Here is a 24,915-nt window from a genome sequence, read left to right as displayed (position 1 = left end):
TGCACAGCGAAGAAACCTGAGGGATTCCTCATGATTCTGTGACACCCTTGAAATACCTGATCAAGGCACTCGCAGTCGGCTAGCGCGGTCACCGCAGACCCGTCGGTGGCTCGTTTCATTCCGGCTTGAACACATGTAGTCCACGAGAGGAACCCCCGCGTGACGATAAACGAGAGCGCAGCACCCGGTAACGGACGAGGCTCGCAATCGTCCCCACGCCCAGCCCCCAACGGCTCGAAGCCACAAGCACCGAGCAGGGCACCGCTAATCGACAGATTGCTGGCAGGGGAGCCCTACGCAATCGCATTCGGCGGCCAAGGGTCGTCGTGGCTCGATGCACTGGAAGAGATCACCCGCGACAGCGGCATCGAGCCCGAGATCACAGACCTCGTCAACGAGGCAACCAGACTCGTAGCACCCGTCGCCGACGAACTCCTCGTCGTGCGGCCGCTCGGCTTCGACCCCATCGGCTGGATGTTGGAGCGTGACCTCGCAGAAGAAGGCGAAGGCAACCCCGGTCCGTCCGACACGGTGCTGACGTCTGCGCCAGTGTCGCCTCCCGGAATCTTCCTGTGCCAGCTCGCAGCACTGCGCGCATTGACGCTGCAGGGCATCGACCCGGCTGTCACCCGTCCGGTCGTCTCGGTCGGCCATTCCCAAGGCCTCCTCGGCGTCTACTCGGTAGGTGACGACGCCGCACGTGACGCCGAACTGCTCGCGATTGCACAGCTGTCCGGTGCTGCCGCAGCACTGGTCGGTCGCCGCCGCGGACTGATCGGATCCTCGCCGCGCTCGCCGATGATGTCGGTCGCCAACGTCGACCCCGACGAACTGCGCGCCGTCGTCGCAGAGGTCGCCCATGGCGTCGACCCCAAGATCGCGCCGTTCGTGTCCATCCGCAACGGACGCCGTCGCGTCGTCGTATCCGGCGCACCCGCGCAACTCGAACGACTCCGCGATCGCTGCAAGGAAATCACCGCCGAACAGACGAAGGAACGCGACGCCAAGAAGCGCGGCGGAGCTGTATTCGCGCCCGTCTTCGAGCCGATCGCTGTCGGCCTGGCGTTCCATCACCCCACCATCGAAGAATGTGTCGACATCGCTGGCGACTGGGCAGCCAAGTGCGGCATCGACGTCGAGCGCACCCGCGAAATCGCGTCACGCTGCTTGTTCGAGCCGGTCGACTGGGTCGTCGAGACCGACAAAATCATCGAAAGCGGCGCACGCTGGGTACTCGACCTCGGTCCGGGCGACCTGCTCACCCGTATGACCTCTGCTGCCCTGCGCGGCACCGACATCGGCGTCATCCCCGTCGCGACCCGTGGCGGTCAGCGCAACCTGCTCACCCCGGGCGCGACGCCGGAGGTGCGAGCTGCGTGGTCCACCTTCGCGCCGAAGCCCGTCACCCTTCCCGACGGTCGCGTCGTCGTCGAGACGGCGTTCACCAAGCTCACCGGGCGCTCGCCGATCCTGCTCGCAGGCATGACCCCGACGACAGTCGACGCGAAAATCGTTGCGGCAGCGGCAAACGCAGGCCACTGGGCCGAGCTTGCCGGCGGTGGCCAGGTCACCGAACCGATCTTCCTCGACCGAGTCGCCGAACTCCGCACCCTGCTCGAGCCGGGCCGCGCAGTGCAGTTCAACTCGCTGTTCCTCGATCCCTACCTCTGGAAGCTGCAGCTCGGCGGACGCCGGCTCGTGCAGCGCTCTCGCGCCGCGGGCGCCCCGTTCGACGGCGTCGTCGTCACCGCGGGAATTCCAGAACTCGAAGAAGCAGTCGCACTGATCGAAGAGCTGACCGAGGCCGGCATCGCGCACATCGCGTTCAAGCCAGGCACGGTCGCACAGATTCGGTCCGTCGTCAGGATCGCCAACGAGGTCCCCAACGTCCCCGTGATCATGCACATCGAGGGCGGTCGCGCAGGCGGTCACCACTCGTGGGAAGACCTCGACGATCTGCTCATCGAGACCTACGCAGAGCTGCGGACCCGACCCAACCTCGTGGTCTGCGTCGGCGGCGGCATCGGCACACCGGAACGTGCTGCCGACTACCTCACCGGCCGCTGGTCCACCGCGCACGGCTACCCGGAGATGCCGCTCGACGGCATCCTCGTCGGCACGGCCGCCATGGCAGCGCTGGAAGCCACCACATCGCCTCAGGTCAAGCAGTTGCTCGTCGACACCCCCGGAACGCCGGACTGGGTCGGTGCGGGCACCGCAGAGGGTGGCATGGCATCGGGCCGTAGCCAGCTCGGCGCCGACATCCACGAAATCGACAACGCCGCGTCACGAACCGGCCGTCTCCTCGACGAGGTCGCAGGCGACGCCGAAGCAGTAGCGAAGCGTCGCGACGAGATCATCGCCGCACTCGACGTCACCGCGAAGCCGTACTTCGGCGACATCGCGACGATGACCTACGGCCAGTGGCTGCAGCGCTACGTCGAGTTGGCCGTCGGTCTCGATCCGCACCAGGACTTCGACTGCGGTTCCGACCTCGGCGACGTCCTGAACGCCGCGACGGAATCGCCGTGGCTCGACCGCACCTGGCGCGACCGCTTCGCCGACATGCTGCAGCGCGCCGAGGCCCGCTTGCACCCGGTCGACCGCGGACCCATCCCGACGCTGTTCTCCGATCCCGAAACGCTCGAACGTCCCGTCGCGGCGCTGTGCGCACTGAAGGCGCGCTACCCGGAGACCGACACCGCGATCCTGCACCCCGCCGACGTCTCGTTCTTCGTCTCGCTGTGCAAGACGCCCGGCAAGCCCGTCAACTTCGTTCCCGTCGTCGACGGCGACGTACGCCGCTGGTGGCGATCCGATTCGCTGTGGCAGGCACACGACCCGCGCTACACGGCAGACCAGGTCTGCGTCATCCCCGGCACCGTTGCCGTCGCTGGTATCACCCGCGTCGACGAGCCGGTCGGCGATCTGCTCAATCGCTTCGAGAAGGCAACGACGGACGCGCTCCTCGCTGCCGGTGTCGCCCCGACGAAGGTCGCAAGCCGACGCGACGCCGGCGTTGCCGTCGGACCCGTCGACATCGTGCTCGCGGCACCCGACGTCACGTGGTCCTCGCGCCTCACCCGCAACCCGGTCGGTCGCCTCGGTGACGTTTCCGAGTGGACCGTCGACGCGTCGGGAACCGGTGCAACACATCAGCGCACCGGCGCTTCGCTCGTCGAAATCGACTCGCAGAACGTGCAATTGGAGGTGCCGCTGAACAAGGCCGGCGCCTCGGTGAAGATCCGCATCGCGGTCCCGTCCTCCACCCACGACGGTGGCGCGCCGGTCGTCAGCGACGCCGACGCCGAGTCGTCGATGTCGGCACTGCTCGCCGTCGCAGCCGCAGGCGAGTTGCCGGAGGTGAAGGTCACGGCGGGCAAGCCCGTCGCGCATCTCAACCTCGCCTGGTCGCCCGACCTCGTCGCCGACCACGGTGGTGTGACGTCGTCCGGCCTGCCGGAAAAGCTCGACACGGTAGGCGCAACCGTTCCCGACGTCGTCGTCGGCGCCTGCTGGCCCGCCGTGTTCGCCGTGCTCGGCGCCACGCGAACGGCCGAGGGCACCAGCGTCATCGAAGGCATGCTCGATCTCGTCCACCTCGATCACCAGGTCAACCTCGTTCGCGAATTGCCTTCGGACACATCGATCTTCGCCGTGCGCGCAGAATCGACGTCGGTGCTCGACACCGACCTCGGCCGCGTCGTCGAGGTGCACGTCGAGATCGGCGTGATGCGTGATCACGGCTTGGCAACACCGACCGTCGCGACGCTCGTCGAGCGGTTCGCCATTCGTGGCCGCAGTGGCACAGGCGAATTGACCGATCCGCCGCGCGCCGGTGGCGCACTCGGCGCGGATGCTGCGGATACACCGCGCAAGCGTCGCCGCGACACCACGATCGAAGCGCCGCGCAACATGGCGGCTTTCGCGAAGGTCTCCGGTGACCACAACCCGATTCACACCTCGGGTGCTGCGGCACTGCTCGCCGGGCTCGGCAGCCCGATCGTGCACGGCATGTGGCTCTCGGCCGCTGCGCAGCAAGTCGTCTCGGCCGCCGATGCCGCCGCGGGTGTTCCTGCCCGTCGGCTCACCGCGTGGACCACACGCTTCCTGGGCATGGTTCGCCCCGGCGCCAAGATCGACGTCCGGGTCGACCGGATCGCGATCGATGCAGGTGCAGAGGTCGTCGAGGTGTCGTGCCGTGTCGAGGGTGACCTCGTCATGGTCGCAACCGGCCGCCTCGCCGTACCGAAGACGATCTACGCGTTCCCCGGCCAGGGGATCCAGCGGCCAGGCATGGGCCTCGACGCTCGGACCAGGTCGAAGGCCGCAAAGGCCATCTGGGACCGTGCCGACAAGCACACCCGCAAGGCGCTCGGATTCTCGATCCTGGCTGTCGTTCGCGACAACCCGACCTACATCAAGGCACGTGGAGTCGAACACCGTCACCCCGCCGGCGTGCTGCACCTGACGCAGTTCACCCAGGTCGCGATGGCGACACTCGGCGTCGCACAGATCGCCGAACTGCGTGAGTCGGGTGCCTTCGTCGAAGGCGCACTGCTCGCGGGCCACTCGGTCGGTGAGTACAACGCACTCGCCGCAGCGGCAGGAGTGCTGCCACTCGAGGCAGTCCTCGAGGTCGTCTTCCAGCGTGGCTCGGCCATGCACGCTCTGGTGCCGCGTGACGACAAGGGCAACAGCAACTACCGCATGGCAGCGATCCGCCCGTCCCAGATCGGCCTTGCCGACGCCGACGTGCAGAGCTTCATCGCCGAGATCGCCTCGCGCACCGGTGAATTCCTCGAGGTCGTCAACCTCAACCTCCGCGGTTCGCAGTACGCCATCGCAGGAACGGTCGAAGGCTTGGCGGAACTGGAGACCGAGATCGACGAACGCCGCGCCCAGACCGGCGGCAAGCGGGCATTCATCCTGGTTCCGGGCATCGACGTGCCGTTCCACTCGACCGTCCTTCGTGACGGAGTTCCCGAGTTCCGGCACAAGCTCGAAGCCTTGCTTCCTGCCGACCTGCATCCGGAAATCCTTGTCGGACGCTACATTCCGAACCTGGTACCGAAGCCGTTCTCGCTCGAGCGTGACTTCGTGCAGGAGATCGCCGACCTCGTTCCGTCCGAGCCGCTCGACGAGGTGCTCGCAGACTTCGACGACTGGGCAGCGCGCCCGGCCGACCTCTGCCGCGTCGTGTTGATCGAACTGCTCGCATGGCAGTTCGCCAGCCCGGTCCGGTGGATCGAGACACAGGATCTGCTGTTCACCGACGAGGCGCACGGTGGCCTCGGTGTCGAACGCTTCATCGAGGTCGGCCTCGCGTCGGCTCCGACCGTCGCAGGTCTCGCCACCAACACACTCAAGCTGCCCGGCCGCATCGGCGGTCCTGTCGAGGTGCTCAACATCGAGCGTGACGCCGCAGTCGTCTACGCAACCGACGTCGACGCCGCCCCCGCGGAAGAGGACGATGCGCCAGTCGCAGCGGCCCCCGAAGCAGCGGCAGCCGCCGCACCAGCCGCCCCCGCCGCTGCTCCCGCAGCACCGTCGGGTGGACCGCGTCCGGACGACATCGTCTTCAGCGCAGCCGATGCGACCAAGGTGCTCATCGCACTCTGGACCAAACTGCGTCTCGACCAGATCGGACCGGTCGACACGATCGAGGCACTGTGCGACGGCGTCTCCTCGCGCCGCAACCAGCTGCTCGTCGACCTCGGCTCCGAGCTGTCGCTCGGTGCCATCGACGGTGCTGCCGATGCGGACATGGCAGCCCTTTCGGGAACGGTCGAGAAGCTCGCCCGCACCTACAAGCCGTTCGGCTCCGTGCTGTCGGATTCGATCGGTGACCACCTTCGCAAGGTGTTCGGTCCGTCGGGTCGTCGTCCGGCCGCCATCACCGATCGGGTGAAGAAGGTCTGGGAGCTCGGCGACGGTTGGGCCAATCACGTCATGGCCGAGGTCTCCCTCGGAACCAGAGACGGTGCAAGTGTGCGTGGTGGCAGCCTCGGTGGTCTAGCCGACGGTGCGCTCGCGGACACCGCCGCAGTCGACAAGGTGATCGACGCCGCTGTGGCCGCAGTTGCCTCGCGTCGTGGCATCTCCGTTGCACTGCCCTCCACCGGTGGCGGTGGCGGCGGCACTGTCGACGCAGCCGCGCTCGGTGAGTTCACGGAGAACATCACCGGTCGCAACGGCGTCCTCGCCTCGGCTGCGCGTCTCGTTCTCGAACAGCTCGGCCTCACCGACGAAGTCACCGTCGCGGCACTGTCCACCGAAACCGACCTCGTCGACCTCGTGTCGGCCGAGCTCGGCTCCGACTGGCCACGCCTCGTTGCGCCGTCCTTCGACGGGAAGCGTGCGGTCCTGCTCGATGACCGCTGGGCGACCGCTCGCGAAGATCTTGCACGGCTCTGGATCGGTGACGACTCGATCTCGTCGATCACTGCCGACACCTTCGTCGGCGCAGGCAAAGCCGTTGCAGCGCAGGCACTGTGGTGGCAGCAGCGGGCAACCGCCGCTGACAAGGTTGTGCTCGCCGCGGCCTACGGGCAGATTGCCGACGCCGCCGTACGAACCGAAATCGGGGAGTACAGCAGCGACGTCGCAGTCGTCACCGGCGGCAGCAAGGGCTCGATCGCGGCTGCTGTCGCAGGCAAGTTGCTCGGTGGCGGCGCGACCGTCGTCGTCACGACCTCGCGCCTCGACGACGAACGGCTCGGCTTCTACCGCGAGTTGTACCGCAACAACGCACGGGCAGGCGCAGCACTCTGGGTCGTGCCGGCGAACATGGCGTCCTACGCCGACGTCGACGCACTCATCGACTGGGTCGGCAGCGAACAGGTCGACACCGCAGGTGGTGCGAAGAAGGTCACGAAGAGCGCAATGACGCCGACGCTGCTCTTCCCGTTCGCAGCGCCGCGCGTCGCAGGCGATCTGGCCGACGCCGGAGCCCGCGCCGAAATGGAAATGCGCGTACTGCTCTGGTCGGTCGAGCGACTCATCGGTGGGCTCGGAAAGATCGGCTACGACCACGACGTCGACAGCCGTCTTCACGTGGTCCTGCCAGGTTCCCCGAACCGTGGACTGTTCGGCGGCGACGGTGCCTACGGCGAATCGAAGGCGGCCCTGGATGCCGTCGTCGCTCGCTGGAGTGCCGAACGTAGCTGGGCAGAGCGCGTCACCATCGCGCACGCACTGATCGGTTGGGTCCGAGGCACCGGGCTGATGGGTCACAACGACCCGCTGGTCGACGCCGTGGAAGAAGCCGGAGTGCGGACCTGGTCCACGCTCGACATGGCGAGTGCCCTGCTCGAACTGTGCACGCCGGAAGCGCGTCTGACCGCAGCCGACAAGCCGAACCAGGTCGACCTGACCGGCGGATTGGCCGAGGCGAACCTCGACCTGCCTGCGCTGGCGAAGCGGGCCGCAGAGGCACCGTCCGTCACGCTGACCGAGGAGGACGAAGAAATCCTCGCGACGATCTCCGCACTGGCGGCACCGCCGTCGGTCGCGACCGTGCTGGCTCCGCCGGCCTGGTCGGAGGTCACTGCCGATCCCGCCGATCTCGTTGTGATCGTCGGCGTCGGTGAGGTCGGTCCGTACGGTTCGGCTCGCACCCGCTTCGAGATGGAGGTCGACGAACAGCTCTCCGCCGCAGGCGTTCTGGAGCTGGCGTGGACAACCGGTCTCGTCACGTGGGAGAACGATCCAAAGCCGGGGTGGTACGACGCAGAGTCGGGCGACCTCGTTGCCGAGGCCGACATTGCGGACAAGTACCACGACACCGTCGTCGCACGCTGCGGCATTCGGCGCTACGAAGACGACGGCTCGATGGTCGACAACCACGCGCCGCTGCTCACCTCGGTGTTCCTCGACGACGACCTGAAGTTCGTCGTCACCAACGAGACCGAGGCCCGCTCGTACTACAGCGCGGATCCCGAGCACACCGTCATCGCGCCGGTCGCCGACAGCACCGACTGGCAGGTCACTCGTCGAGCGGGCACCGAGATCAGGGTGCCGCGCAAGATGAAGCTGACCCGCACGGTCGGCGGCCAGATCCCGACCGGATTCGATCCGACCAAGTGGGGCATCTCCGCCGACATGGCGAGCTCCATCGACCGGGTTGCGCTGTGGAACATCGTGTCCACCGTCGACGCGTTCATCGGCTCGGGCTTCACGCCGTCGGAACTGATGCGCTGGGTTCACCCGAGCCTCGTTGCCAACACCCAGGGCAGCGGCATGGGCGGTATGTCGTCCATCAGGTCGATGTACGTCGACACGCTGCTCGGCGAGGCGCACGCGAACGACATCCTGCAGGAAGCGCTCGGCAACGTCGTCGCAGCACACGTCGTGCAGTCCTACGTCGGTAGCTACGGCGCGATGGTTCACCCTGTCGCAGCGTGTGCAACCGCAGCCGTCTCGGTCGAAGAAGGCGTCGACAAGATCAAGCTCGGCAAGGCCGACTTCGTGGTCGCAGGTGGCTTCGACGACCTCAGCACCGAGGCGATCATCGGCTTCGCGGACATGTCCGCGACCGCGGACGCAGATGTCATGCACGCCAAGGGAATCAGCGATCGCCGATTCTCCCGTGCCAACGATCGCAGGCGTGGCGGCTTCGTCGAATCCAACGGTGGCGGCACTGTGCTGCTGGCCCGCGGTGACGTTGCGCTGGAGATGGGCTTGCCCGTTCTCGGTGTCGTCGCGTTCGCCCAGTCGTTCGGCGACGGCGTCCACACGTCCATCCCGGCGCCCGGTCTCGGTGCGCTCGGTGCCGGACGCGGTGGCCGCGAATCGAAGCTGGCGGCAGCGCTGAATGCGCTCGGCGTCACGGCCGACGACATCGCTGTCGTCTCCAAGCACGACACGTCGACCAATGCGAACGACCCGAACGAAGCCGAACTCCACGAACGGCTCGCCGCGGCAATCGGTCGCTCCGAAGGTGCACCGCTGTTCGTGGTGTCGCAGAAGAGCCTCACCGGTCACGCGAAGGGTGGCGCAGCCGCTTTCCAGATCAACGGTCTGTGCCAGGTGCTCAGCCAGGGCGTCGTGCCGCCGAACCGCAGTCTCGACTGTGTCGACGACAAGATGGCCGAGTTCGGTCACCTCGTCTGGGCACGGCAGCCACTGCGCTTCGGTGAAAGCTACGGCCTCAAGGCCGGTCTGGTGACCAGCCTCGGCTTCGGTCACGTGTCGGGTCTCGTCGCGATCGTGCACCCGGAGGCGTTCGTGCAGTCGATCGCGCCGGCACGCCGCGCCGACTACGTGCTGCGCGCCGGTGAGCGTGCGGCCAACGGTAGGCAGAAGCTTGCGCAGTCGATGTGCGGTGGCGACAACCTGTATCAGCGTCCGGCGGATCGCCGCCTCGGTGGCGACGACGTCGCAGCGGGCAAGATCCGTCAGCTCGAAGCGGACATGCTGCTGTCGGAGACCGCACGCCTCGGCAACGACGGTGTCTACAACGCTGGGACGGGTTGCGCGTGAGCATCATCGGAATCGGATTCGACCTGGTGACGGTGTCAGAATTCGGCGAGCAGCTCGAACGCGCAGGTACGACGATGGTTCGGGAAAGTTTCACCCCGGGCGAGCGGCGGTACTGCCAGGGCAAGGGAACGGATCCGGCACGCAGCTACGCGGTGCGGTGGGCGGCGAAGGAGGCGGTGCTCAAAGCGTGGGCGTCGTCGCGGTTCGCCCGCCGTCCGCAGGTCGGTGACAACCCCTATCTGCTGATCGAGGTCGTCAACGACGCATGGGGTCGGCCGAGCATCAGGCTGCACGGTCTGGCGCAGGACTTCTTGCCGCGGGCCAAGATTCATCTGTCGCTGACCCACGACGGCGACACCGCGGGTGCGGTCGTGATCTTGGAAGATCCGGCTCCCGAATAGGGCCTTCGGCCTCGTGAGTCCTTTTGGAGGGCCCAACCTCCGAAAGGACTCACGAGCGGCGAAGCCGCCTACCTCGTCCGGGATTCTTTCTCGGCAACCAGCAGGTAGGCGACCATAAGCCGCTTCAGCTCGGCTACGGCGTCGGCATGGCTCTGGTCGTCCTGAACCGAGAAGTTCAGCATCGAATACACAACGTGGACAAGCACTTCGGCCATCATCTTGCGTCGCTCGCGTGACGTTCGCGGCGTCAGCGGCCGGAGCATCTTCGTGATGACTTCCGCGAATTCCTTCTCGTGAATCGCCCCCGTCGCACGCGTCGACGGGGTCGATTGCATGGCGAGCCATACTTCGCGCCGGGACGGGTCCGAGGTCCACAGTTGCGCAAGGTGATCGACGAAGTTGTTCATGTAGCGCAACCAGTCGAGCGACGGGATCTCACCGTTGAAGTCGTTGAGTTCCTGCGAGACGGCAACCAGGTCTTGACGATTGAGCTCGCACACGATCACGTACTTGTTGGCGAAGAACTGGTACAGCGTCCCGATCGGCACCTCTGCGCGCGCTGCAACTTCCTCGCAGGTGAAGGATTCGAAACCGACATCGGTGAGCAGTTCGCGGGACGACGCGAGCAGTGCGTCGAACTTCTTCTTGCTGCGTTCCTGTGTAGGCCGACGTCTCGGCATCAGCTCTTGAGGGTCGTTCTGCAGCTCGAGAGCGGGGTCCGGACGTCGCACAGGCTTGGTACTGGCTCGCGACTCCACGGTAATAGGCTAGCCGGTTATTCGCTCCGGGCGCGCACCCAGCGCAGGGTCGGGGTGCTCAGCGTGCGGTCTTCTTCCTGAACAGCGCACGTGCCCACAGGTATCCGAGCACCGAAATTCCCACACACCAGGCAACCGCGAGAACCGCGCTGTTGCCTATGGCCGTGCCCATCAGCAGACCGCGGACGGTCTCGATGATCGGCGTGACGGGCTGATTTTCGGCAAACCAGTGCAATGCGTTCGGCATGGATTCCGGTGGCACGAAGGCGCTGCTGACGTAGGGCAGGAACATAATTACGAACGTGAACCCGTTGGCCGCCTCCGGTGTGCCCGCGACAAGTCCGAGCGCGACCGATAGCCACGAAATCGCCAGGATGAACAGAGCGAGCACAGCGATGGCTCCGAGCCAACGCACGGGGTCGGTGGTCGGTCGGAAGCCGAGCAGTACTGCGACGCAGATGACGAGCCCTGTCATCACAAGATTGCGGATCACGCTGCCTGCGACGTGCCCGGTCAGCACCGACGCACGTGATATCGCCAAGGTGCGGAAGCGATCGATGATGCCGTTGGACATGTCGGTCGCGACGCTCACAGCAGTCGATCCAGCACCGAAGCCGGCACACAACAGGATGATGCCGGGAACGACGTAGTCGATGTAAGCGCCGTCGACGTTCATCGCACCGCCGAAGACGTAGACGAACATCAGCAGGATCACGATCGGTAGGGCGATCGTCGTGATCATCGTTTCGGGGCTGCGCAGGGTGTGCCGCAGGCTCCGGCGGAGCATGGTTGCCGAGTCTGTGGCGGCCAGGGTCAGAGTGCTCATCGGGTCGCGGCTTTCTGTGCTGTGGTGTCACCCGTCAACGCGAAGAAGACGTCGTCGAGGTCGGGGGAGTGGATCGAGAGGTCTTCGATTGCAATCGATTCGTCGTCGAAACGCGCAAGCAGCGACTTGAGTGCGCCGACGCTGCCGTCGGATGGCACCTGCAGCGACAACGCGTCGTCATCGCGCTTGCCGATCCCGAGGGTTTGCGTGGCGGCGTCAAGCCCGTCGGTGTCGGCGAACCGCAGCTCGATGTGTCCGCCGGGGACGAGTCGCTTAAGTTCGGCGGAGGTTCCCTCTGCGACGATCCGACCGCCGTCGAGGACGGCGATTCGGTCGGCAAGTTGGTCGGCTTCCTCCAGGTACTGCGTCGTGAGAAAGATGGTGACGCCTGCGTCCGCCAGCTCGCGAATGACGTGCCACATGTTGCGTCGGCTCCGCGGGTCGAGACCCGTGGTCGGTTCGTCGAGGAAGATGATTCGTGGATCGCCGATCAGGCTCATTGCAAGGTCGAGGCGTCTCCGCATCCCGCCGGAGTACGTCGAGACGCGTCGGTCAGCCGCATCGACGAGACCGAATCTGGTGATCAGTTCTGTTGCGCGCCGCCGACATTCGCGCTTGCCCAGATGTGCGAGGTCCCCGAGCAGGGTCAGGTTTTCGGTGCCGGTCAGCACGTCGTCCACCGCTGAATTCTGACCGGTCACGCCGATGGCGGTCCTCACCGCATCCGCGTCGTGTGCCAGGTCGTGGCCAGCCACTCTGCATTCGCCTGCGTCCGCCGCGATGAGCGTCGACAGGATCTGCACGGTCGTCGTCTTGCCTGCGCCGTTCGGCCCGAGCAGTGAAAAGATCGATCCCGCAGCGACATTCAGGTCTATGCCGTCGAGAACTTTGGTGTCGCCGAATGACTTTCGCAGTCCCGTCGCTGAGATGGCGGGTTGGGGAAGTTGGGTGGTCATATCGCCTCGTCTCTAAACTGTGTACTTACTACACTGAATGTATACGGTACACAGTTTTAGACTCGTCGCAAGACCGATGGACAAGAATGGTGAAAATGACAGACAGTGCGGCGCAAGACGGGCCCGGCAGCGACGCGGTCGCGCTACCGATGGCGGTCCAATTGGCATGGGGTCTCGACGAGCCCGGCACGCGCGGACCGCGGAAGGGTCTGAGTCTCGATCAGTTGCTCGACGCGGCGATCGAGGTTGCCGACGCAGAGGGCCTTGCCGCGCTGTCGATGAGTCGGCTGGCAAAGCAACTGGGCTTCACGACGATGTCGATCTACCGATATGTCGACAGTAAGGACACCCTCGTCCAGGTCCTGTCGGACCGCGTGATCGGACCGCCGCCGGCCTTCGACGAAGGTCTGTCGTGGCGAGATGCGTTGAAGGCGTGGGCAGCTGCCGAGTTCGCAGCGATCTTCGCCCATCCGTGGTGGGTCGATATACCGCTGTCGGCCCCACCGACCGGTCCGAACAACATGGCATGGCTGGAAGCCGGGTTGCAGGCTTTGGCTCCAACGGGTCTACCCGATCCGGTCAAGCTGCAGCTCGTGATGAACGTGTCGTTGTACGTATTGGGCAGAGCGCGGCTGATGCGCGGGATGCTGAGCGAAATGCCCCAGGAGGACAACAGCTATCCCGCCATACTTGCCCGAGTGCTCGACCCTGCACGATTCCCAGTGCTGACGAAAGCGCTCGCAGCGCAGATGTTCGAAACCGACGACATCGATTGGGCGGACGCGGACTTCTCGTTCGGCCTCGATCGTCTGCTCGATGGCTTCGAAAGCTACGTCGAGTCCTACGGGAAGTAGGACTCGACGCAGGTTCGTTCAGTGGTGGCAGCTAGGACTAGCCGCGACGACGGCGTGACGCGCCGTCGCGCGAGAATGCCGCGAGCCCACCGGTTGTACCTGCGGCTGCAGCACCGAGAGTGCCGCTGCTGCGTCGAGCGCCCGCAGGCGCCGACCGAGTTGTACTGCTGCCGCCGGAGCGAGTGCCGCCCGCCGAGCTCGCGCCGGCGTGCTGTGGCCGATTGCCGCGCGCGGGATTGCTGCCACGTGCGCCACCGCGGGCACCGCCGCTGCCGCCGCGTGCGCCGCCACCGGTCCGAGGCTGACCGCCGACCTGAGTTTCGATCCGCACCGTCGGCTTGACGTAGGCCGCAACCTCGCCGACCAGCCGAGCGACGGGCGCCGAGTCTGCCGTGACCTGTTGCGGGGTGACCTTGATCGCGGCCTTGCGCATAAGCAGGGCGAGATCCTTGCGCTGTTCGGGCAGTACGACGGTGACGACGTCACCTGCGCTACCCGCGCGGGCCGTACGACCGGAACGGTGCAGGTAAGCCTTGTGCTCGGCTGGCGGATCGACGTGGACGACCAGCTCGACGTCGTCGACGTGGACGCCGCGGGCAGCGACGTCGGTCGCGACGAGGACGCGCGCAGTTCCTGCCGAGAAGGCGGCAAGGTTACGGTCGCGCGCGGGCTGGGAGAGGTTGCCGTGTAGATCGACCGACGGAATGCCCGCTTCGGTGAGCTGCTTGGCCAGCTTGCGAGCCTGGTGCTTGGTCCGCATGAACAGGATTCGGCGACCGGTACCGGACGCGAGCTTGTGCACGAGGACACGCTTCTGCTCGACGCTGCTCACGTCGAAGACATGGTGTGTCATCGCCGCCACGGGGGAGTTGGCCTCGTCGACCGAGTGCATGACGGGATTCTTGAGGAAGCGCTTGACCAGCTTGTCGACGCCGTTGTCCAGCGTTGCGGAGAACAGCAGACGCTGACCGTGCGCGGGAGTGGCGGCGAGGAGGCGGGTGACGACCGGGAGGAAGCCGAGGTCGGCCATGTGGTCGGCCTCGTCCAGCACGGTGACCTCGACGGCGTCGAGGGTGACCAGACGCTGCTTCATGAGGTCTTCGAGGCGGCCTGGGCAGGCGACGACGATGTCGACGCCACCCTTGAGTGCCTGGACCTGGCGTTGCTGGGAGACGCCGCCGAAGATGGTCGTGATCTTGAGGTCGTATGCGCTGGCGAGCGGTTCGAGCGCGGCCGCGATCTGAGTCGCGAGCTCACGGGTCGGGGCGAGTATGAGCCCGACCGGACGATTGGGCCTGCGGTTACCACCGGCGAGGTCGCCCGCGAGACGCGAAACCATGGGGATTGCGAAGGCAAGCGTTTTACCGCTGCCGGTCTTACCGCGGCCGAGGACGTCGCGTCCGGCCAGGGTGTCGGGAAGGGTGTCGACCTGAATGGGGAACGGCGACATGATGCCGGCCGATTCGAGAGCTTTGACGAGAGGTTCGCGTACGCCGAGCGCGGCGAAAGTAGGTGTATTCACAGAGAAGTCGAGGCCTTTCGGGCTTCGGGTTGCGCCCAGGCAAGTGCGAACATCGTCGTTCACGCAAAGCGGGCACAAAGTGGCGAGATTGCCAGTCGGCAATATCGATCGCCGCAAAAGAGCTTGTGCCACTCGGCCGACGGCCGGTGCGAAGGAGAAGCAATCCACGACGGATGGTGCATACGAGCTGCACCGTTGCCGTCAACAGTAACCTAGTCGGCGGCTGTGGCGGTCACGGTGTCGTGCGCATCACGTTGTCGGCTCGCTATTATGGACGGCGTACGAATATCGAGGTGAGAGGCCACGGTGGCGATCGAATACAGCGGATCCGGCGATCCCCGGCGCACGATCGAACTGCTGTGGGGAGTGCAGAGCCGATCCTCGAAAGGCCCGAAGCCGAAGCTGACGGTCCCGCAGGTCACCGCTGCGGCGATAGCTCTTGCCGACGCGGAGGGCCTCGCCGGACTGTCGATGCGGCAGTTGGCCAACCATCTCGGCGTGTCGGCGATGAACCTGTACAGCTACGTGCCGTCGAAGGCCGAGCTCGTCGATCTGATGGTCGACCGTGCGCTGGCAGACGTGGTTGGTCACTACGAGGGTGCGGCCGAGCCAGGGGAGTGGCGCGGCAACCTCGAATTTGTTGCTTGGGCGAATTGGCAACTCTACCAACGGCATCCGTGGCTACTCGGCGTATCAACCGCGCGTGCGCCGCTGGGGCCGAACGTCATGGCGAAGTACGATCGCGAACTCGCCTACATCGACGGCGTCGGGCTGACGGACCTCGAGATGGACTCCGTCCTGAGTCTTGTACTCGGACACACCGAAGCATCCGCGCGCCGCGTCGCCGACGCCGCTGAAGCCGTGCGGCACAGCGGGATCACCGACTCCGAGTGGTGGGCGAAAAGTGCGCCGGTGCTCGAGGAGGTCGTGCCGTTCGACCGGTATCCGATCGCGGGTCGCGTCGGAACTGCATCCGGGCAAGCGCATCAAGCAGCGAGCGACGTCGCCACGGCATTCGAATTCGGGCTCGGTCGAATACTGGACGGCGTCGCGTCGCTGATCGAGGGTCGGAACCAGAACTAGACGGAAATGTCCTTGCGGAGTTTCGCGACGTGCCCCGTTGCGCGGACGTTGTACTGGGCGACCTCGATCTTGCCGTCCTCGTCGACCACGAACGTCGAACGAATGACACCCTTCACCGTCTTGCCGTACATCATCTTCTCGCCGTACGCGCCCCACGCTTCGAGCGTCGTGCGCTCCGGGTCCGACAGCAGCGGGAAGGTGAGCGCCTCGGCGTCGCGGAACTTCGCGAGCTTGGCAGGCTTGTCGGGGGAGATGCCGAGGACCGCGAGCCCGGCACCGTTCAGATCGGCGAGGCTGTCGCGAAAGTCGCACGCCTGCTTGGTGCAGCCGGGTGTCGAAGCCGCTGGGTAGAAGTAGACGATCACTTTCCGGCCGCGGTAGTCGGCAAGCGATACGTCGTTGCCGTCGGCATCGGAAAGGGTGAAGTCGGGCGCGTCGTCGCCCTTGGCAAGTCTGCTGTTCTCGGTCACAGCAAGTCAGGGTAGCGAAGCCGTCAGACACCGTGCTGGCTGTGGGCGCCTGATCTGCTCTACCTTTGGTAGACGGCGCGGTAGGGTCGGGTCGCATCTCAAACGCGGAAGAAAGTTGGAGGGACACGTGTCAAAGGACACCGAGCGCATTGAGCGGGACATCGAGGCCGCTCGTAATCAGCTCGCCAGCACACTCGACGAACTCAGTGTCCGCGCGAACCCCAAGCACATCGCCGCAGGCGCAAAGCAGAAGGCGATTGCAAAGGTCAACGAGCCGAAGATCAAGTACAGCCTGATCGGCGCGGGCGCCCTCGTGGTCGTTCTCGTCGTAGTCAAGATTTTCCGCTAGCAAGACACACACGATCGAGCCCCCGACCCAAAGCTGGGTCGGGGGCTCGATTGCGTGTCGGGTGGTGCGCTGCTGCTGCTCCACTTTCGTCGCTCGTTGGCGGAAACCCGCTCTCCGAAAGCACGAGTGGAGCGTGAGCAGCAGTTCGTCCGCTAGTTCAGGCAGATGCCGTCACGAGGTCGCGATCTCCGGTCGGTTCTTCCTCCGGCGCGATGTCGATCGTGCGGCGCAGTGGCCGGTTCGGGATGGCAACGACCGCGACGAGCGTGACAAGTGCGACCAGTGCCGCGACAAAGAAGATGCGTCCCGTTGCGTCGCCGTACGCGGCACGTACGATCTCCTGGACCGGGCCTGGCAACGCGTTCAGATCGAGGTTCGCACCACTGCCTGCAGCGCTCGTGTCGATGCCGAGCTTCGCGAATCCCGCTGACGAAATGTCTGCGACTCGGGTAGCCAGGATCGATCCGAGGACCGAGACGCCGACCGCGCCGCCGAAGGTTCGGAAGAAGGCGACCGAACTGGACGCTGTGCCGATGTCGTGAACGCCGACCGTGTTCTGCACAGCGAGGACGAGGTTCTGCATCAGCATGCCGGTACCGAGGCCGACGACCGCGGTCATGGCTCCAACGGTCCACAGGTTGGTGGTGTGGTCGATGGTGCCGAGCAGGCCGAAGCCGATGACCAGCAGAATCGAGCCGGTCACGATGAACGGCTTCCACTGACCGAAGCGGGTGATCAGCTGTCCTGACGCCACCGATGCGACGAGCATTCCCGCAACCAATGGGATCGACAGCAGCCCTGCTGTGGTCGGGCTGAAACCGCGTGAGGTCTGGAAGTACTGGCCGAGGAATGTCGTCGCTCCGAAGAGACCGACACCGACTGCGATCGAGGCGATGATCGCGAGACCGGTCGTCCGTTCGGTGACGATCTTCAGCGGGATGATCGGGGCTTTGGCCTTCGACTCGACCCACACGGTCGCCGCCAGCAGAGCAAGACCGACGCCGACGTAGGTCGCGGACTGAGTGGAGAACCAGTCGTAGTAGCCGGCCTTGCCTGCGAAGGAGACCCAGATCAGCAGGATGGAGACACCTGCGGTGAGCAGCAGTGCGCCGAACCAGTCGATAGAGACGTCGTCCTTGCGGTCGGTCTCGATGTGCAATGTGCGCTGCAGTGCGAACAGTGCGATGACGGCAAGCGGCACGCAGACGAAGAAGCACCAGCGCCAGCCGAGCGGACTGTCCACGATGACGCCGCCGAGGATGGGTCCACCAGACATCGATACGGCCATGACCGCGCCCATGTAGCCGGAGTACCGACCGCGGTCACGCGGGGACACGATGCTGCCGATGATGGCGACGACAAGTGCGGTCAGTCCGCCCATGCCGATGCCCTGCACGACGCGTGCGGCGAGCAGTACGGGAACGTTGTGTGCGAAGCCTGCGAGGATCGAGCCGACGACGAAGATGACTATCGCTGATTGGACGAGCACCTTCTTGTTGAACAGATCTGCGAGCTTGCCCCAGATCGGTGTCGATGCCGCGTTTGCAAGCAGCGCCGAAGTGATCACCCAGGCGTACGCCGTTTGCGAGCCCTTGAGATCACCGATGATCGTCGGCAGTGCCGTCGCAACGATCGTGGTGCTCAGCAGCGCTGTGAACAGGGCGGCCAGTAGTCCGATCAGAGCTTCGAGGATTTCCTTGTGGGTCATCGCGGCCTTTGGGCCGACGGCCTTTTCTGGATTCTTGGTCTCCAGTATGTGTGTTTCGGGTCGAGTCATCAGAGCGAGCTCCCACTATGAATTGCTGAATTTGATACTCGAGCTCGGTGTGCGTGCTCGAAAAGAGTGCGCTCGAGTTTGCGGACCGCGTCGAGAGCGACGAGCGCGTCGCCCTCGGTCCAGTGCGACAACGTCGCGCGAAGCAGCGCTGCTTTCGCTTCCTTCGATCGGTGCAGCAATGCGGCGCCCTCGGGTGTGACGCGGATGCGAGAGACACGCCCGTCGGCAGGATCGGAATGTCGGCAGACGTAGCCGGCGTCGACCAACTCCGCGATCTGGCGGCTGAGGACGGACTGGCTGATGCACAGTTCGCCTGCCAGATCACTTTGTCGGCATTCCCCGTAGGTGGCGAGGATCGATAGGACGCCGACCAGCGCCGTCGGGATCGGATCGACACTGCTTGTGATGACAGCCGACCGCAAGGCGCGACCGAACAGGAAGATCTCCTCGACGAGATCCTGCGCTGTACTCGGTGTGACGCTCACGGCTACCTCCGGCTGATGCATGCTTACCGAAGCTAACTATAAATCGTTTGCGTGTACTAAGCAAGTAACATTGGCTCGCTCCGCTCGCGGGCTTCGGGTCTTTTACGCGTGCGCTTCCCTCCTCGTCCAGTCGCTGCGCTCCCTCCCTCGTCAGTCCAGCGCACGCTGACCCTCCGCGGTCGCTACGCTCGCTCCCTCGTCAGTCCACCGAGAGTGGACCCTCGCCGTCACAGTCCCGTGACCGAGAGGCCGTGCTCGATTCGCATGCGTTCGGCGACGAGGGAGCGGTGGCATGCTTCGGGATCGCGCTCGACGCAGAGGAGCGCAGTTACCGAGTTGTGCGGGAGTTCGGCGACCAGTGCGGCGACGTCGAATGGGTTCAGGATTTCGCGCGTGTAGCGCTCGGTGTATTCGTGTGCGAGCGAGATGCGGTTGCGTTTGCCGACGCCCTGGCGGTCGTCTTCGCGGTATTGCAGTTGTCTCAGCTCGGTCGTCGGAGCGAGACCTTTCACGTGGCGGTAGCTGATTTCTGTTGCGCGCAAGGCATTTTGGAGCCGGATCGAGTTGGCCCACGAGTAGTCGGGGCCGCGCACCCCGCGGCGCTGGCGGAGGTCGAGTAGCAACCCCACGCCGGCGCCGGTGAGTTTGTCGAGGAAGGTGTCGGCGGTAAAGCCGTAGACGCCGATTGTGACGACTTCGAGCACCGAAATCACCTGTCCTGTCCGTAGGTTGTCGGTCGGCGGACGCGTCAGGCGACGGCAGTTCCTTCGAGTTCGACCATCAGGACGGGTATTGCGAGCCTGCTGACCCCGAGCATCGTGGTGGTCGGTGCGACCCTGGCGGCGCCCAATCGCGCTGCGAGCACGCCGTAGTGCTGAAACAGCAGGTCGACGTCGGTGGTGTAGACGTTGAGCCGGACCAGGTTCGCCAGCGTCATGTCGGCCTCGTGGAGGACGGCTTCCAAGTTGTCGAGACTCAGTGCCAATTGCGCTGCCATGTCGTCGATGTGTTGTGGCTGGCCGGCGCTGCTCATCGAGGTTTGTCCGGCGCAGAACAGGGTGCGCGCCGGACCGGAGACAATCTCGCCCTGGTTGTATCCCATCTCGAGCGACCAGGTCCACGGGTTGATTGCCGTTCGGCTCACTCGCGCATCGGCTGCGGTCGAGTCGTCGAAGGTGGGTGCGTCGGTGACCATCTTGTTTGTCATGGCTGTGAGCTTTCCAGCGATACACGACATCTTGTGTCGTGTATTGGTGCCATACTTTTCGAATGCGCGCGGACCGGTTGGTGTCACTGGTTCTGCTGCTGCGACAGCGCGGTCGGCTGTCGGCCACCGCGCTGGCCCGCGAGCTGGAAGTGTCCACTCGAACGGTGCTTCGCGATATCGATGCACTGTCTGCTGCGGGCGTCCCGGTATACGCCGAGCGCGGCCGCGACGGTGGCTTCGAGTTGCTCCCTGGTTTCCGGACCGAACTCACCGGACTCAATCACGATGAGGCCCTTGCCTTGTTGGTCGCCGGATCGGTTCGCAGTGCCCAGGCGTTCGGCCTCGGCTCGGCGCTTTCGTCCGCGATGCTCAAGGTGGTCGATGCACTACCCGACAACTTTCGGGACACCGCAACCGATGTGGCCGAGCGCTTGCTCGTGGACCCGCAGACCGACCTGCTCGCTCGACGCGTGGCTACCGAGGAGGTACCCGACGCGGTCGTTGCCGAAGTTCGGCGCGCGGTGTTCGCCGGACACAAATTGCGCATCGACTACGCGGCTCCCGATCAACCACCCGCGTGGCGCACGGTGGACCCGATCGGTCTTGTCTTCGTCCGCGAGCAGGGCTATCTCCTTGCCACGAGGTCCGGCGCCGACCGCACCTACCGACTGTCCCGAATCGTTGCCGCCGAAGAGCTTCTCGAACCCGCAGACCGACCCGACGAGGTCGATCTGGACCAGGCCTGGCAGCAACGCAGCACGCAATTCCGAACCGGCGGCGAGCAGGTCACCGTGTCGGTGCGCATGGATCCGTCGCGGCGCGAAGACCTGGTCGGCACGGCACTGGCGGTCCTTTCGGAAGAGTCCGACGCAGACGGTCGGCTGCGGCTCGACGTGACCTTCCAAGATTCCAGACACGCGATCTGGGCGCTGTGGCAGCTGGCAACGACCGCGGAAGCCATTGCCCCCCAATGGTTACGCGCCGCTCTGCGTGATCGCGCCGCTGCGATCACCACCCTCTATGACCCTTCGTCCTGAGGTCGGTCGGCGAGGAAGCGAAGGTGTGGACGCCGGAGGAACGGCTCCGTACTGGGACGGCCGATCCCGCGGCCTGACTCAGGCGGTCGGACCGCCGCGCGACGGCTCCACGATCCAGGCGTACGCCTCGGCGAGATCGCGGGCCTTACCCGCATCGGCGGGGTAGCTCCCGTCGATCTGCTTGGCCAACTTGACGATCAGGTCGAGTACAGCGTTGCGTGCAGCGGTCGTGCGGTCGTCCTCGTTCATGCGCCCAGCCTAGCCAGTCACGCCTTGCGTCGAGTGCGCACTTACGTCTCTCCCAAGGCCCGGAGGCGACAGAAGGTGCACATTCGTGCCGACCAGAACGCGACTAATGCTGCTCGCGCAGCATCGCAAGCGTGACCGCCCCGCGGCGCAGGGCTTCATTGGCAAGGCGCACGCGTCGGTCCCCTTCCATCGGGATCCCGAACTTGTCGTACATGTTCTGCAGATGTTGCTTGACGGCTGCGTCCGTCACGACCAATTCGAGTGCCATCTGCCGCGTAGACGCGGCTTCGGGAAACGCGTCGGTCGAGACCAGCGGCCGACACAGCGCCAGCAGGACGTCGAGTTCGCGCGGCGTCAGGCGCGGCGGTGCGGCGAGGGGTTCGACAGACCGCGTCGCTTCGTCGTCGGGTGCGCGGTCGAGACGACTGCGACCCCAGAACACCAAGCGTGACTTACCGATTCGAACCTCGTCGCCGGATCGAAGCACGCGCTCGCCTGCAACTTTCTCGCCGTTCACATAGGTACCGTTTCGGCTCCCGATGTCGCGAAGCGACCACGCCGACCCGTGATTCTCGAGCACCGCGTGCAGGCGCGAAACAGTCGCATCGTGGTCGATCGAAACCGCATTGGTGACGGCCTTGCCGATGGTCACAGTCTTGCCGATCGTCGCCGTGTGCTCGGTCAACGAGAACAGCTCCCGTCCAGACGGTCGCCAGATCTCGAGGTGGGAAGCCATGTGCCAATTCTATTTGGCAAGGACGCAAAACTCTGTGGGGAGAAGTACCCCATCTTGCACCGTCCCCACCAGGCCCCCATGTTGCTCCAAGTCCTGACACACGACCACGACTCTGGGGAGCAAGCCGATGACAGCAGGCACCGACGCCGTCGCGACGGACCGGAATTCGATCTTTCGCCGGCCGTGGCGCGACAGCCGTTCCGCGCCGAAAGGACCGGGCAAACTGATCGAGCAGCCGCAGTGGATCGGTGCAGGGCTCGTCGCCCTCGCAGTGCTGCTGTCGGTCGGCGTCGCTGCGGCGAGCACGGTGACCGTCGCCGGCACGGAGGCGTTGCCTGCAGTGACGCAGGGCGACTCGGTCGTGGCGATGCGGTCGGGCGAAGCCGCACCTGAGCTGGGTGCGATCGCCGAGTTTCGTGACTCGTCGGGCAAATCGTGGCCCGCGACGGTCGTCGAGGTGACGACGACGCAGGTTCGTGCCCACCTGACCGGCCCCAGCGCGCTGACGGTCGGCGAACTCGTCGTCCCCGTGGGCCAGGATCGGCTGATCGACATTCTCGTGCCGGGGCTCGGATGATGCCGCGCCGAGGTGCGATTCCGTTCGTCGCGCAAGCCGAGGTCGCCGATTGCGGTGCCGCCGCGTTGGCCATGGCACTCGGCTATCACGGCCGCCACGTGTCGCTGGCAGAGATGCATGAAGCCACCGGGACCGGCCGCGACGGTATCGACGCCCTTCGACTCGCCGAGGCCGCCACCGCCTACGGTATGCGTGCTCGTGGGGTTTCCACCGAGCTCGACGACCTGCGTGTGCTGCCGCGTGGGACTGTCTTGCATTGGAGCTCAGCCCATTTCGTCGTTCTCGTCGCGGCGTCCAAGCGGGGGGTGACCATCGTCGATCCCGCCGTCGGGCGGTGCCGCGTCTCCTGGGACACCGCCAGCGACCTGTACAGCGGTGTCGCGATCATGCTCGAACCGACCGAATCGTTCGTCGCAGGCGGCCGACGGGCGCCCGGCGCACTGCATCACGCGCGCCGGTTGCTGACCCGCTCGAGCGGGATCGGCTCGGTGCTGGCGACGTCGGTCGTCGTGCGGATCATGGCCATGGCCGTGCCGGTGCTGACCGGCGTCGTCGTCGATCGGGTGGTACCCAACGGTGACGGTCACCTGCTGAAAGTGCTCGGCGCCGTGATGGCCGCACTTATCGCGTACTCGATTGTCGCGAGCTACCTGCGGGCCCATCTTCTGCTCCGCCTACGCAGCCGGCTCGACATCACCATGACACTCGATTTCCTCGAGCACCTTGTGGATCTGCCGTACGCGTTCTTCCTGAAGCGGTCGTCCGGTGATCTGATGATGCGGCTGCGCAGCAACGCGACCGTCCGCGAGATCCTGACGACCGGCACCCTCGCGGCGCTGCTCGACGGCGCTCTCGCGACGCTGTATCTGGTTGTGATCGTCATGCTGTCGCCGATGCTCGGAGTGCTGGTGGCAGTGCTCGGAGCAGCCCAGGTATCGGTGTTGCTGGCGGCCCGACGCCGCAACCAACACCTGATGGGTGAGGCGCTGGCGACCGAGGCGCACTCGCAGTCCTACGCGTACGAGATGTTCTCGGCCGTCGAGACACTCAAGGCCGCTGGTGCCGAACGACGAGCCGTGTCGCACTGGACCAACCTGTTCGTCGCCGAACTCAACGTCTCGCTACGCCGGGGCCGCCTCGAAGCCCTCGTCGAGACCGCGATTCACGGTCTGGCGCTGCTGTCGCCGATTGCGGTCCTGCTCGTCGGGGCTCATCTGGTTGCAAGCGGTGCGATGTCGCTCGGCTCCATGCTCGCGCTTGCAGCCCTCGCGTCGGCCTTCTTGGAGCCGCTCGGCGTCCTCGTCGCGACGGCCCTGCAGGTGCAATTGCTCGGCAGCTACCTCGCTCGCCTCGACGACGTATTCGACACACCGACCGAGACCGCTGGGCGCGATCTGCGTCATGCGCCCGAACTTGCCGGTTCCGTGCGGGCAGTCGGGCTCGGCTTCCGCTATCACAAGGACGGTCCTCCGATCGTCGACGATATCGACCTCGCGGTGGAGCCAGGTCAGGTCGTGGCCATCGTCGGACGATCGGGGTCCGGAAAATCGACGCTCGGGCGGTTGCTGCTCGGCCTGTATCCGCCGTCGTCGGGCCGCGTGTTGATCGACGATCTGGACATCTCGACGTTGCATCCGCGCGGCCTGCGCTCCCAGATCGGCGTAGTCACACAGGACCCGTACATCTTCGGATTGTCCATCCGCGACAACCTGCTTATGGCGGACCCGAATCTGCCGATGCACCAACTCGAGGAGGCTGCCGAGGCGGCCGGAATTCTCGACGACATCGACGCGATGCCGATGGGCTGGGAAACCGTGCTCGTCGATGGTGGGGCGTCGCTGTCCGGCGGACAGCGGCAGCGACTCGCCCTGGCGCGAGCGCTGGCACCGCGCCCGCGGATCCTGCTGCTCGACGAGGCCACAAGCAGTCTCGACACCGTCACCGAGGCGAGGGTGCACGCCAATATCGCACGGCTCGGCTGCACCGTCGTCGTCATCGCGCATCGGCTCGCCACCGTGATCGACGCCGACCACATCGTGGTGCTCGACGCGGGCCGCGTGGTCGAGTCCGGTACCCACTTCGAGCTCGTCGACGCGGGTGGCCCATACAGCCACCTCGTTGCCGGGCAACTGGTTTGATTGGGAG

The 24,915-nt window shown here is 65.6% G+C and carries 19 protein-coding genes; 8 read left to right on the top strand and 11 right to left on the bottom strand.

What is annotated here, in order from left to right; all coding sequences use genetic code 11:
* Positions 1–159 precede the first annotated feature (159 nt).
* Positions 160–9,483 carry a type I polyketide synthase gene (locus JGU71_RS26595; protein ID WP_199707936.1) on the top strand — a complete coding sequence of 3,108 codons (9,324 nt, stop codon included), beginning with the start codon at positions 160–162 and terminating at the stop codon, positions 9,481–9,483.
* Entirely contained in the window at positions 9,480–9,884 is a 405-nt protein-coding gene (acpS, locus tag JGU71_RS26590; protein ID WP_199707935.1) for a holo-ACP synthase AcpS, read from the top strand. The genes JGU71_RS26595 and acpS overlap by 4 nt, the downstream gene beginning before the upstream one ends.
* A 68-nt stretch (positions 9,885–9,952) precedes the next feature.
* Here acpS and JGU71_RS26585 read toward each other — a convergent pair whose 3' ends face one another.
* The 3 genes from JGU71_RS26585 to JGU71_RS26575 all read right to left on the bottom strand — a co-directional run bounded on the left by JGU71_RS26585 (position 9,953) and on the right by JGU71_RS26575 (position 12,424).
* Positions 9,953–10,564: a TetR/AcrR family transcriptional regulator gene (locus JGU71_RS26585; RefSeq protein WP_199708022.1), complete on the bottom strand. Its 612-nt coding sequence runs from the start codon at positions 10,562–10,564 to the stop codon at positions 9,953–9,955.
* 136 nt (positions 10,565–10,700) lie between these two features.
* The gene (locus JGU71_RS26580; RefSeq protein WP_233530120.1) at positions 10,701–11,468 is read right to left on the bottom strand and encodes an ABC transporter permease; all 768 of its coding nucleotides are present in this window, start codon (positions 11,466–11,468) and stop codon (positions 10,701–10,703) included.
* On the bottom strand, positions 11,465–12,424 hold the full coding sequence (locus tag JGU71_RS26575) for an ATP-binding cassette domain-containing protein (protein WP_199707934.1): 960 nt from the start codon (positions 12,422–12,424) through the stop codon (positions 11,465–11,467). The genes JGU71_RS26580 and JGU71_RS26575 overlap by 4 nt, the downstream gene beginning before the upstream one ends.
* Positions 12,425–12,519: 95 nt before the next feature.
* Between JGU71_RS26575 and JGU71_RS26570 the strand changes: the two genes are divergently transcribed.
* Positions 12,520–13,278 carry a TetR/AcrR family transcriptional regulator gene (locus tag JGU71_RS26570; protein WP_199707933.1) on the top strand — a complete coding sequence of 253 codons (759 nt, stop codon included), beginning with the start codon at positions 12,520–12,522 and terminating at the stop codon, positions 13,276–13,278.
* A gap of 37 nt (positions 13,279–13,315) precedes the next feature.
* Here the strand turns inward: JGU71_RS26570 and JGU71_RS26565 are convergent, their stop codons facing one another.
* A complete protein-coding gene (locus tag JGU71_RS26565) occupies positions 13,316–14,728 on the bottom strand; it encodes a DEAD/DEAH box helicase (protein ID WP_233530154.1) in 1,413 nt (470 codons plus the stop codon).
* Between the two features lie 378 nt (positions 14,729–15,106).
* On the opposite strand from JGU71_RS26565, the gene JGU71_RS26560 reads away from it, so the two are divergent.
* Positions 15,107–15,883: a TetR/AcrR family transcriptional regulator gene (locus JGU71_RS26560; protein ID WP_307829901.1), complete on the top strand. Its 777-nt coding sequence runs from the start codon at positions 15,107–15,109 to the stop codon at positions 15,881–15,883.
* Here the strand turns inward: JGU71_RS26560 and bcp are convergent.
* A complete protein-coding gene (gene bcp, locus JGU71_RS26555) occupies positions 15,880–16,353 on the bottom strand; it encodes a thioredoxin-dependent thiol peroxidase (RefSeq protein ID WP_199707932.1) in 474 nt (157 codons plus the stop codon). The genes JGU71_RS26560 and bcp overlap by 4 nt on opposite strands.
* Before the next feature lie 127 nt (positions 16,354–16,480).
* On the opposite strand from bcp, the gene JGU71_RS26550 reads away from it, so the two are divergent.
* Entirely contained in the window at positions 16,481–16,702 is a 222-nt protein-coding gene (locus JGU71_RS26550) for a DUF3618 domain-containing protein (protein ID WP_199707931.1), read from the top strand.
* Positions 16,703–16,859: 157 nt separating this feature from the next.
* Here the strand turns inward: JGU71_RS26550 and JGU71_RS26545 are convergent, their stop codons facing one another.
* The 4 genes from JGU71_RS26545 to JGU71_RS26530 all read right to left on the bottom strand — a co-directional run bounded on the left by JGU71_RS26545 (position 16,860) and on the right by JGU71_RS26530 (position 20,108).
* Positions 16,860–18,410 carry an MDR family MFS transporter gene (locus JGU71_RS26545; protein ID WP_199708011.1) on the bottom strand — a complete coding sequence of 517 codons (1,551 nt, stop codon included), beginning with the start codon at positions 18,408–18,410 and terminating at the stop codon, positions 16,860–16,862.
* Positions 18,411–18,478: 68 nt separating this feature from the next.
* A complete protein-coding gene (locus JGU71_RS26540) occupies positions 18,479–18,985 on the bottom strand; it encodes a MarR family winged helix-turn-helix transcriptional regulator (protein WP_233530118.1) in 507 nt (168 codons plus the stop codon).
* A 206-nt stretch (positions 18,986–19,191) separates the two neighbouring features.
* Complete coding sequence (locus tag JGU71_RS26535) at positions 19,192–19,668, bottom strand: DUF488 domain-containing protein (protein WP_199707929.1); 477 nt, start codon at positions 19,666–19,668, stop codon at positions 19,192–19,194.
* Positions 19,669–19,712: 44 nt separating this feature from the next.
* Complete coding sequence (locus tag JGU71_RS26530; RefSeq protein ID WP_199708005.1) at positions 19,713–20,108, bottom strand: RidA family protein; 396 nt, start codon at positions 20,106–20,108, stop codon at positions 19,713–19,715.
* A 125-nt stretch (positions 20,109–20,233) separates the two neighbouring features.
* Between JGU71_RS26530 and JGU71_RS26525 the strand changes: the two genes are divergently transcribed.
* On the top strand, positions 20,234–21,208 hold the full coding sequence (locus tag JGU71_RS26525) for a helix-turn-helix transcriptional regulator (RefSeq protein ID WP_199707927.1): 975 nt from the start codon (positions 20,234–20,236) through the stop codon (positions 21,206–21,208).
* A 78-nt stretch (positions 21,209–21,286) separates the two neighbouring features.
* Here JGU71_RS26525 and JGU71_RS26520 read toward each other — a convergent pair whose 3' ends face one another.
* Positions 21,287–21,457, bottom strand: a complete 171-nt coding sequence (locus tag JGU71_RS26520) for a hypothetical protein (protein ID WP_199707926.1) — start codon at positions 21,455–21,457, stop codon at positions 21,287–21,289.
* Between the two features lie 103 nt (positions 21,458–21,560).
* On the bottom strand, positions 21,561–22,193 hold the full coding sequence (locus JGU71_RS26515; RefSeq protein ID WP_199707924.1) for an FHA domain-containing protein: 633 nt from the start codon (positions 22,191–22,193) through the stop codon (positions 21,561–21,563).
* Positions 22,194–22,320: 127 nt separating this feature from the next.
* Between JGU71_RS26515 and JGU71_RS26510 the strand changes: the two genes are divergently transcribed.
* Positions 22,321–22,770: a hypothetical protein gene (locus JGU71_RS26510; RefSeq protein WP_199707922.1), complete on the top strand. Its 450-nt coding sequence runs from the start codon at positions 22,321–22,323 to the stop codon at positions 22,768–22,770.
* Positions 22,767–24,908, top strand: coding sequence for a peptidase domain-containing ABC transporter (locus JGU71_RS26505; protein WP_199707920.1), 2,142 nt, complete (start codon positions 22,767–22,769; stop codon positions 24,906–24,908). Before JGU71_RS26510 ends, JGU71_RS26505 begins: the two co-directional genes overlap by 4 nt.
* The last annotated feature ends 7 nt before the right edge of the window (positions 24,909–24,915 follow it).

Origin of the sequence: Antrihabitans stalagmiti (assembly GCF_016482825.1) — a bacterium.
In the GTDB taxonomy this organism is placed as follows: domain Bacteria; phylum Actinomycetota; class Actinomycetes; order Mycobacteriales; family Mycobacteriaceae; genus Antrihabitans; species Antrihabitans stalagmiti.
The sequence above is the reverse complement of the archived record's forward strand: the minus strand, read 5'-3'. Positions and strand labels throughout refer to the sequence as shown.

Excerpts from the sequence above, each read along its gene's own strand:
- JGU71_RS26585 (WP_199708022.1), bottom strand. The coding sequence starts at position 10,564 with ATGCCGAGACGTCGGCCTACACAGGAACGCAGCAAGAAGAAGTTCGAC.
- JGU71_RS26580 (WP_233530120.1), bottom strand. The coding sequence starts at position 11,468 with ATGAGCACTCTGACCCTGGCCGCCACAGACTCGGCAACCATGCTCCGC.
- JGU71_RS26575 (WP_199707934.1), bottom strand. The coding sequence starts at position 12,424 with ATGACCACCCAACTTCCCCAACCCGCCATCTCAGCGACGGGACTGCGA.
- JGU71_RS26570 (WP_199707933.1), top strand. The coding sequence starts at position 12,520 with ATGACAGACAGTGCGGCGCAAGACGGGCCCGGCAGCGACGCGGTCGCG.
- JGU71_RS26565 (WP_233530154.1), bottom strand. The coding sequence starts at position 14,728 with ATGTCGCCGTTCCCCATTCAGGTCGACACCCTTCCCGACACCCTGGCC.
- JGU71_RS26545 (WP_199708011.1), bottom strand. The coding sequence starts at position 18,410 with ATGACCCACAAGGAAATCCTCGAAGCTCTGATCGGACTACTGGCCGCC.
- JGU71_RS26540 (WP_233530118.1), bottom strand. The coding sequence starts at position 18,985 with ATGCATCAGCCGGAGGTAGCCGTGAGCGTCACACCGAGTACAGCGCAG.
- JGU71_RS26525 (WP_199707927.1), top strand. The coding sequence starts at position 20,234 with ATGCGCGCGGACCGGTTGGTGTCACTGGTTCTGCTGCTGCGACAGCGC.
- JGU71_RS26520 (WP_199707926.1), bottom strand. The coding sequence starts at position 21,457 with ATGAACGAGGACGACCGCACGACCGCTGCACGCAACGCTGTACTCGAC.
- JGU71_RS26515 (WP_199707924.1), bottom strand. The coding sequence starts at position 22,193 with ATGGCTTCCCACCTCGAGATCTGGCGACCGTCTGGACGGGAGCTGTTC.
- JGU71_RS26510 (WP_199707922.1), top strand. The coding sequence starts at position 22,321 with ATGACAGCAGGCACCGACGCCGTCGCGACGGACCGGAATTCGATCTTT.
- JGU71_RS26505 (WP_199707920.1), top strand. The coding sequence starts at position 22,767 with ATGATGCCGCGCCGAGGTGCGATTCCGTTCGTCGCGCAAGCCGAGGTC.